Source organism: Aeromonas sp. QDB18, from assembly GCF_027705325.1.
Taxonomy (GTDB): domain Bacteria; phylum Pseudomonadota; class Gammaproteobacteria; order Enterobacterales; family Aeromonadaceae; genus Aeromonas; species Aeromonas caviae.
Genome location: NZ_JAPDBQ010000176.1, coordinates 1 through 8022, shown reverse-complemented (window position 1 = coordinate 8022; position 8022 = coordinate 1). Strand labels below are relative to the sequence as shown.

Annotated in this window: 10 protein-coding genes and 2 pseudogenes; 8 read left to right on the top strand and 4 right to left on the bottom strand. The window is 63.5% G+C overall.

All coding sequences use genetic code 11. The features are described from left to right. Positions 1-76: 76 nt before the first annotated feature. Positions 77-442: pseudogene (locus OKC30_RS18765) on the top strand (PepSY-associated TM helix domain-containing protein); the annotation flags it as partial. A gap of 176 nt (positions 443-618) precedes the next feature. Next, complete coding sequence (locus tag OKC30_RS18760) at positions 619-1656, top strand: acyltransferase (protein ID WP_103244140.1); 1038 nt, start codon at positions 619-621, stop codon at positions 1654-1656. Here OKC30_RS18760 and OKC30_RS18755 read toward each other — a convergent pair. After that, positions 1628-1984 carry a winged helix-turn-helix transcriptional regulator gene (locus OKC30_RS18755; RefSeq protein WP_042015355.1) on the bottom strand — a complete coding sequence of 119 codons (357 nt, stop codon included), beginning with the start codon at positions 1982-1984 and terminating at the stop codon, positions 1628-1630. The two genes, OKC30_RS18760 and OKC30_RS18755, sit on opposite strands and share 29 nt — an antisense overlap. 121 nt (positions 1985-2105) lie before the next feature. On the opposite strand from OKC30_RS18755, the gene OKC30_RS18750 reads away from it, so the two are divergent. Next, positions 2106-2411 carry a monooxygenase gene (locus OKC30_RS18750; protein WP_160838152.1) on the top strand — a complete coding sequence of 102 codons (306 nt, stop codon included), beginning with the start codon at positions 2106-2108 and terminating at the stop codon, positions 2409-2411. 12 nt (positions 2412-2423) lie between these two features. Here the strand turns inward: OKC30_RS18750 and OKC30_RS18745 are convergent, their stop codons facing one another. Continuing rightward, complete coding sequence (locus OKC30_RS18745; protein WP_042864545.1) at positions 2424-3038, bottom strand: outer membrane beta-barrel protein; 615 nt, start codon at positions 3036-3038, stop codon at positions 2424-2426. A 201-nt stretch (positions 3039-3239) separates the two neighbouring features. Between OKC30_RS18745 and OKC30_RS18740 the strand changes: the two genes are divergently transcribed. Continuing rightward, complete coding sequence (locus OKC30_RS18740; RefSeq protein ID WP_160838150.1) at positions 3240-3878, top strand: exopolysaccharide biosynthesis protein; 639 nt, start codon at positions 3240-3242, stop codon at positions 3876-3878. A 63-nt stretch (positions 3879-3941) separates the two neighbouring features. On the opposite strand, the gene OKC30_RS18735 is transcribed toward OKC30_RS18740, so the two are convergent. Continuing rightward, positions 3942-4832: a sensor domain-containing diguanylate cyclase gene (locus OKC30_RS18735; protein WP_270665165.1), complete on the bottom strand. Its 891-nt coding sequence runs from the start codon at positions 4830-4832 to the stop codon at positions 3942-3944. Between the two features lie 406 nt (positions 4833-5238). Beyond that, positions 5239-5823 carry a hypothetical protein gene (locus OKC30_RS18730; RefSeq protein ID WP_010672673.1) on the bottom strand — a complete coding sequence of 195 codons (585 nt, stop codon included), beginning with the start codon at positions 5821-5823 and terminating at the stop codon, positions 5239-5241. Positions 5824-6046: 223 nt separating this feature from the next. On the opposite strand from OKC30_RS18730, the gene OKC30_RS18725 reads away from it, so the two are divergent. From OKC30_RS18725 to OKC30_RS18710, 4 genes and pseudogenes are all read left to right on the top strand, one after another. Further along, complete coding sequence (locus OKC30_RS18725) at positions 6047-6538, top strand: CatB-related O-acetyltransferase (protein WP_270665166.1); 492 nt, start codon at positions 6047-6049, stop codon at positions 6536-6538. A gap of 28 nt (positions 6539-6566) precedes the next feature. Beyond that, entirely contained in the window at positions 6567-6983 is a 417-nt protein-coding gene (locus tag OKC30_RS18720; protein ID WP_160838146.1) for a GNAT family N-acetyltransferase, read from the top strand. Then, positions 6983-7528 (top strand): GNAT family N-acetyltransferase, encoded by a 546-nt coding sequence (locus OKC30_RS18715; protein ID WP_270665167.1) that lies wholly within the window; start codon positions 6983-6985, stop codon positions 7526-7528. Before OKC30_RS18720 ends, OKC30_RS18715 begins: the two co-directional genes overlap by 1 nt. A gap of 56 nt (positions 7529-7584) precedes the next feature. Then, a pseudogene (locus tag OKC30_RS18710) lies at positions 7585-7947 on the top strand (transposase); the annotation flags it as partial. Positions 7948-8022: the final 75 nt, after the last annotated feature.

Below are 8022 nucleotides of genomic sequence, written 5' to 3'. Positions count from 1 at the left end.
GGGTATTAGCTGGTCAAGGATGGCGATCATACCTCAGAAGCCGCGCCACACCTCGCTCATACGAGGGGATGGTTAAGGGAGACCCCAGATCACCCCGCCCCAGACCCTGCCCACACCATCCGGCGCCCTCACCCTGCCGGCCCGCTGGGAGCTGCGCGGTGTCACCCTCAGCCAGAGCGTGGCCGCCAGCTATGTGGAAGGCACTCTGCTGGTGCGCACCGAGCTGCAGCAGGCCAACTTCGCTGCCAGCCTCAACCGGCTGCACCGTGGCATGGGCACCGGCCTGCCCTGGCAACTGGTGGGCGATCTGGCGGTCCTGGCCATGCTGCTGCTGGCCCTCACCAGCCTGCTGATGTGGAACAAGCTGCACGGCCCCGCCGGTCGCGGCATCACCCTGCTGCTGCTGGGCGCCCTGGTCACTGTGCTGGTGGCCCTGCTCTAGCCCTTTTACCGACACCAAAACGGGATCCCGCTCCCGGCGGCGGTAACCTTGCCCGCACCTCGGGTAACAAAGGGTAACCGGCCGCCGATGGGGGTCACAGTTGGCGACCAGGCGGCTGGATAGGGAGCACCTGCGGCTGATAGGGTGCGCCCAGCTCCCGAACGCCACGAGGAATCATGCGCATCTCCAGCATCGAATGCGGGCGAGTGGTGGCCATCCTGGCCGTGATGACCATCCATCTATCCCCTTTCAGCAACCCCTTCGACCCCGCCCTGTGGGACGGCACGCCCTACCCTCTGGTCGGGGCCGTCATCAACCAGCTCTGCCGCTTCGCGGTGCCGCTGTTCTTCCTGTGCGCCGGTTACTTCTTGCAGCCCGCCCTCGCCGCAGGCCACCCGCTGACGGTCGCACTGCGCTACTGCCGACCCCTGCTGGGGCTCTGGCTGGCGTGGAGCCTGCTCTACGTGCTGATACCCTTCAACCCGCTCGCGGCGGTGAGCGAGGGCTACCTGCCCGCCATGGCAGGCCAGTGGCAGATGCAGCTCGGGGATCCGCTCAACGTCTGGTGGGTGGGCGGCATGATCCACCTCTGGTTCCTGCCCGCCCTGATGGTGGCGGTGCTGATCCTGGGGCTCTGCCAGCAGGTCCGCCTGCCGAGGCTGGCCCTGCTGCTGGGGGCCCTGCTCTACAGCCTGGCCCTGATCGGTGGCTCCTATGGCCCGCTGCTGCCGGGGGGCGAGTGGGCCCTGCTGACCCGCAACGGCCCCTTCTTCTCCTTGCTGTTCGTGGCGCTTGGCGCCGAGCTGCGCCTGCGTGCCTGGCAGCCGGACGCCAGGCGCTGCGCCCTGATGATGATGGCGGGGATGGGGCTCTACGCCCTGGAGGCCGCAGGTCTGCTGCGCGTTGCCGCCGTCCCCCTCGCTCGTCATGATTTCCTGCTGGGTTCGCTCCCCTGGGCGCTGGGGCTGTTCGGCCTGCTGCTGGCCAACCCCGCATGGGGCAAAGGCAGCTGGCTGGAGCGCCAGGCCCCCAAGGTGCTCGGCCTCTACTGTCTGCACATGATGCTGGTGGTGTGGCTGATGATCTTCGGCCCCCAGGGCAAACAGGTGTGGTGGGAACTCCTCAAGGTACCCGCGCTGCTGGCGCTCACTCTGCTCGGCTACCGACTGCTGGCGGCCACCGCCCTCAGCCGCTGGTTGCTGCGGGCTCGCTAGAAACAGGACCCTGACCAGCCAGCAGATCAACGTGGTTCAGCGCAAAATCGTGCATCTGCTGAAGCAGGGGGATCAGGGCGACGCCAAGGGGGCTCAGGCTGTACTCCACCCTGGGCGGTACGTCGGGGTAGAGGGTGCGGATGATGACACCGTCGCTCTCCAGCTCCTTGAGCTGGGCGGTGAGCACCTTCTGGCTCACCTCGGGCAGGCAGCGGCGCAGGTCGCCAAAGCGCAGGGTCTGTTCGCGCAGATGAAACAGAATGGCCGGCTTCCATTTGCCGGTCAGCAGGCGCAATACCTGATAGGCGGGACAGGGCAGTGAGGGCACGGTATGGCTCGCGAGTGGTTACTTTGCGGTAACTATGCCACGAAAATGTGCCTTCTTGCAGCCAAAATGCTGGCTTCCTATGATGCGGATTCCGTCAATCAACGCCCACGAGAGGTTTATCATGCCCAGCCTGCTGCAGATCCATTTCAACTTCCCCGCCGAGATGATGGGACCGGCCCTCACTGCTGCGGCCATGCCGTTGGCCGACTCCATCACCCAGGAGCCGGGCTTCATCTCCAAGATCTGGACCGAGAACCCGCGCACCGGCGAGGCGGGCGGCATCTATCTGTTCGAGGATGAGGGGAGCGCCCTCGCCTACGCCACCATGCACGAGCAGCGGGTGCTCGCCATGGGCGCCAGCGCGGTGCAGTACAAGGTGTTCGACGTCAACGAGCCCCTGAGTCGCCTCACCAAGGGCATCGCCTAGTCCGAGCGGGGCTCAGAACCTCAGGGTCAAGCCGATATTGGCCTGCCACTGGGTGATCAGCTCCCCTCGCACCCGAAAGGCGCAGATCTCGGGGTTGCAGAGAAACTGGCTGTCGTCGTTGACCAGGGCACCATAACCGCGCACCTCGGCCCGCACAGCCAGATGTTCGGTCAGGCGCGGCTGCACCCCGAGGGCCAGGGACATGGAAGGGGCCGTCTCGCTGTCGTAGGCATCGAAGCGGGTGACCCCGATCCCGGCGCCGATATAGGGGGCCATCAGGTTGTCCGAGAGAGTCAGGGCCCCGGCAAACTGCAGGGTGTCCACCGTCAGCCTGTCGGGCAGTTCGGGGGATACCCGGGTCGACTGGTGGCTGTAGAGCAGCTCCACCATGCCGGGGTCATCTACCTCCCTGCTGATGAAGAGCCCCCAGCTGCCGGAGCGCTCCCCTTGCAGGGTGTCGATGTCGCTCCCGTGCGGCGTGGGGGCCGGCTCGTCCATGGCCCGAAAGTCGATGGCCGAGCTGTATCCCGCAAAGGGAGTCAGCTGCCAGCCCGTCGCCGGGGGCTCGGCTGCCCAGCCCGCCAGGGGCAGCAGCAACCCCGGCACCATCCCCATCGCTCCTCTCATGTGCTCATCCTTTGGTGAAAAGACCTGCGCAAAGCATATCAGGGCGCCCGTCTCCCACACTGGACGGGGGCTGTACCAGCCTCATTGCCCCGCTCCCGATGGAAATATCTGTGCTCCCCGGGGTTATTCATCCGGGATTAACCTCGCCCCCGTAAGCTGACGGCGCCACAGCGGTGGCATCAACAGACGAGGATCTCAGGAATGGTTGCCGCGCAACTCAACGACCCCAAAAGCACGCTCTCCGATACCCTGAGGGCCACCGCCCACGCCATCGAGGAGAGCCACATCAGCTTGCGCCAGATGCTGGCCCTGGTGGGCGAGCAGGGCATGCTGCTGTTTTGCGTGCTGCTCACGGTTCCCTTCCTGCTGCCGGTCTCCATTCCCGGCGTCAGCACCCCCTTTGGCCTGCTGATCCTCTTCATCGGCATCGGCATCACCCTCAACCGGGTGCCCTGGCTGCCCGCCTTCCTGATGGAGCGCCGCTTCGCCGCCGAGCACCTCAAGCCGACCCTGCACAAGGGGGCGGATCTGCTGGCCCGCATCGACCGCTTCATCCGCCCGCGCCTGCTCATCCTGACCGGCAGCGTGACCATCAACCGCTGCAACGGTCTGCTCATCATGCTGGCCGCCCTGCTGCTGATGCTGCCGCTCGGCGCCATTCCCTTCACCAACGCCATGCCCGCCTGGGCCATCCTGCTGCTGGCCATCGGCATGTTGCAGCGGGACGGTCTCTTCGTCGCCCTCGGCTATACCCTGGTCGCCGCCACCCTGGTCTGGTTCAGCGCCCTGGCCATCGGCCTGCTGATGGCGGGGCAGAATATCTCGACCCTGTTCGGCTGATCTGGCCCGGCCAAATGAAAGAGGGCGACCCCGGGTCGCCCTCTTTCCTGTTCACTGCGCCCCTCAGGGCGCCCCATCGTGGGCCACCCGGTTGCGCCCGCCCCGCTTGGCCCGATAGAGCCACTCGTCCGCCCGGGCCAGCACGGTGCCAAGATCCTCTCCCGGCCGGATCAGGGTGGTGCCCAGACTCACGGTCACCGGGGCGGGATCCGGCGCCATGGCCGCCACTGCGGCGCGGATCCGCTCCGCCACCTTCAGCAATATTCCCTCGTCTATCTGCGGCAGCAGGATCAGAAACTCCTCGCCACCGCTGCGCACGAAGAGATCCTCCCCCCGCAACTGGGCGGAGACGCACTCGCAGACCCGGCACAAGACCTTGTCACCGGTCTGGTGGCCGAAGCGATCGTTGATCTGCTTGAAGTGATCGAGATCCAGCATGATGAGACCGGTGAGATGCTGCCCCTGCACCCTGTGGTGATACTGGTCGAAGAAGAAGTGGCGGTTGTAGAGGCCGGTGAGCTGATCCGTCTCCCCGAGCCGCTTGAGCCGCTGTTGCAGCTCGTGCTGGCGAGTGATGCTGCGGGTCATCCAGGCCACCGCCCGCTTCCCCTCATATAAAGAGGGCAAGGGCGCTATCTTGCCCTCGAAACGCTGCATTCCCTGGGGCTCGGCGTCGGCGTCGATGCCATCCACCTCGGCGGGGGAGAGGTCGTACTCCACCACCTGCACCTGGCCGCTGACGAGGGCCTGAGCCACCTGCGCCATCACCCACTGCGCCTTGTCCTCGGGCAGCACGTCCAGCAGTTGTCTGCCGATCAGCGGGTTGCCGTTCTGGTAGGACTGCTGCTCCATCCCGCCGATGTACTCGATGTAGTAGCCATCTTCGCTGAGGATGAAAACGGGATCCGGCAACTGGGCCATCACTTCGTAGAGTTGTGCCACTGAGAGCGCCATCCGAGCTCCTTGCTATCCGTGGGAGTGGGTCCCTGTACTCCTGTTATACAAGACTCATGGAGTATCGCACAGGGGCAGAAAGCTGCCTGCCGGGCGGGAAGGATGCGATCGGTGACGTGTTCACCGGACAAGCCTCCGGCAAAGTGAATGGTAGCAATCGGGGATGCTGTCAGAACCAGAGTTGTCAGACAGTCAGGAAGGTGTTTTTGCCTTCAGGCAGTGCGACATACCAACGCATGTGACGCCAGGGGAACCACAAGGGTATTCCCGCCCCCGGACAAGGGGGGCAGGGCCGGATCCCGGTCAAGTGGGATCCGGCGAGCCGGCATCAACAGGCAGCGGATCGACTGGCATTCCAGAGCAGTTCGCCGCTCTTGAGATCCATCAGGCTCATGGCGAGCCGGCATCAGCGGGCCGCGGATCGACTGGCGTTCCAGAGCAGTTCGCCGCTCTTGAGATCCATCAGGCTCATGGCGAGCCGGTAGCGGCCCCCTTCAGAGAGGAGATCCCCGTAGAGCATGTAACCCGCCCCGGTCTGACGACCCAGGCGCACCAGGGAGGCGGGGTTCATGCCCCCCTGCTGGTATTCGAGCTGACCCGTGATGGCCGCCACCTGACCCGGGTCTGCGAAACGAAAGCCGCTATTGGCCTGAATGCGCTGGATCATGGCCACCGCCAGGGGCTGGGTGCTGAAGGGCTCACCTGTACCGTTCTGGGGCGCCATCAGCAGCAGTACCGGGCTGCTGCCCGCCAGCGCCTGCACATCGGCGGCCTTCAGGAAGTCATCGGCCAGGGCGACCGCCAGCCCCGTCGGTGCCACGGGTTTGGGAGCAGGCACCGGCTCGGCCTTGTCAGGCTCGGCCACGGGTTTCTCTGGTTTGGTCACCGGCTTGTCCGGCTCGCCGACCGGCGCAGGCGTCCCCCCATAGGGATTGACCGCACATCCGCCCAGCAGCAGGGCACCCACCATCAACAAGGAACGCAGCTTCATCTTTTCTCTCCGCCAGAAGTGTGCAAGGCGCACTTCGTCCATCATCCATTTTGACGGAGCCAGACTCCGCCGCCCCTCCATGCTAGAGACAAACCCGCCCCGGGTCGATGCGCACATGGGCAGGGGGCGACAGAGACTGGCGAAGCGGAGGGCACAAAAGGGTGGCAAGGCTCCACCCGATTCCGTTAGGGTAGCCTGAGCCCAGATCCCAGAGGAGTCCCCCATGCACGGACCCGATCCCGCCAACCCCCACCCCATGAACGGCTTCCCCCAGGTGTGCTTTATCAAGAACACCATCAAGGGGCCCAATATCGAGGTGGGTGATTACACCTATTACGACGATCCGGAGGATGCGGCGGGCTTCGAGCGCAACGTCCTCTACCACTTCCCCTTCATCGGCGACAAGCTCATCATCGGCAAGTTCTGCGCCATCGCCCGCGGGGTGAAGTTCATCATGAACGGCGCCAACCACCAGACCTCCGGCTTCTCCACCTACCCCTTCTTTATCTTCGGCAACGGCTGGGAGAGCGCCGTTCCCGCCTATGCCGTGGTCGGCGGCAACCCGGCCAAGGTGATCCGCTACCGCTTCGACGACGACACCATCGCCCGTCTCAACGCCATCGCCTGGTGGGACTGGCCGGTAGAGCAGATCAGCCGCAACCTGCCGCTTATCAGCGGCGGCGAGATAGCCGCGCTGGAAGCGGCAACCCGTTAGAGACAACCACCATCAAGCAGGAAGCACTATGCAACTCACCCCACCCCAACCGCCTCAGGACGATGAGATCGAAGCGCTGCGCATTGGTCTCTCGGGCTACAACAAGGATCACGCCGGCACCCATCTGCGCGAGCGGATCGCCAGCTTTATCAAGGATGAAGAGGGCAAGGTTCACGGCGGCATCATCGCCGACATCAAGTGGGGCTGGCTGCACGTCGACTGGCTCTGGATCGACGAACGCATCCGCCGCGATGGCTGGGGCGGCCGCCTGCTCGGCGCCATGGAGCAGTACGCCCAAAGCAAGGGCATCACCAACTACCATCTGGAAACCACCAGTTTTCAGGCCCTCCCCTTCTACCAGAAGCAGGGTTACGAGGTCTTTGGCCAGTTGCCCGATATGCCGCCGGGGCATGTGAGTTATTTCTTGAAGAAGCAGGATAAGTGATGCCATTCCAGCGTCTTGCCAATGCCAACGCCAAACTCATGATCCGTCCATTCGAAGCGGGCGATGCCGACGAGTTTGTCCGCGCGACCCACGAATCCATCGAGACGGTCGGCAAATGGATGAGCTGGTGCACTCCCTCGTTCAACCGGGAGCAGGCGATGGGATGGTTTGCGACCTGCGATCAGGATCGCGCGGCGGGACGCGCCTTTGACATGGGCATCTTCTGCGCCACCACCGGCCAACTGCTGGGTGGCGCAGGTATCAACCAGCTGTCGCCCCATCATCGCTACGGCAATATCGGCTATTGGGTGAGGCAATCTCGCCAAGGCTGCGGCATCGCCCGTCAGGCGGTCGCCCTGCTCCGTGACTTTGGCTTTCAGCAGTTGGGCCTATTTCGGCTGGAGATCGTGATGGGAATTGGCAACAGCGCCAGCGAAGACGTCGCCATCGCTGCCGGGGCCGCCTTTGAGTGTCGGGCAAGGAACCGTATATTCCTCCATGGCCAGCCTATTGATGCAAATGTCTACCTGATTACCCATGATTAGCAGTCAGTTACCACGAACTATACTGATCTTACGTACAGTTATCGAGGTGCGAGATCATGGCCAAAAGCAAAATCCAATTCCAGAAAGGCTACAGCCTGTTTGAGTTTCTCAAGGACTATGGCACTGAGGCTCAGTGCGAAAACGCGCTGTTCACTTGGCGTTTTCCTAACGGCTTTGTCTGCCCTGAATGTGCCAACAAGACCTGTTGTCGCCTGAGAAGGCGGCCACGTGTGTGGCAATGCAATCACTGCCGTCACCAGATGTCATTGACTGGAAACACGATTTTCGCAAACACCAAGCTCCCACTGACCAAGTGGTTTCTGGCAATGCACCTGTTGTCACAAACCAAAACAGGCTTGTCAGCGATGGAGCTAAAGCGCCAGTTGGGCGTCAAATATGACACCGCCTGGATGCTCAAGGGAGGGTGCGAATAAGCACCCTCCACAACGAAACTGAAAAAATTAGTTTATTAAATTCAAATACTTACAAAGGCG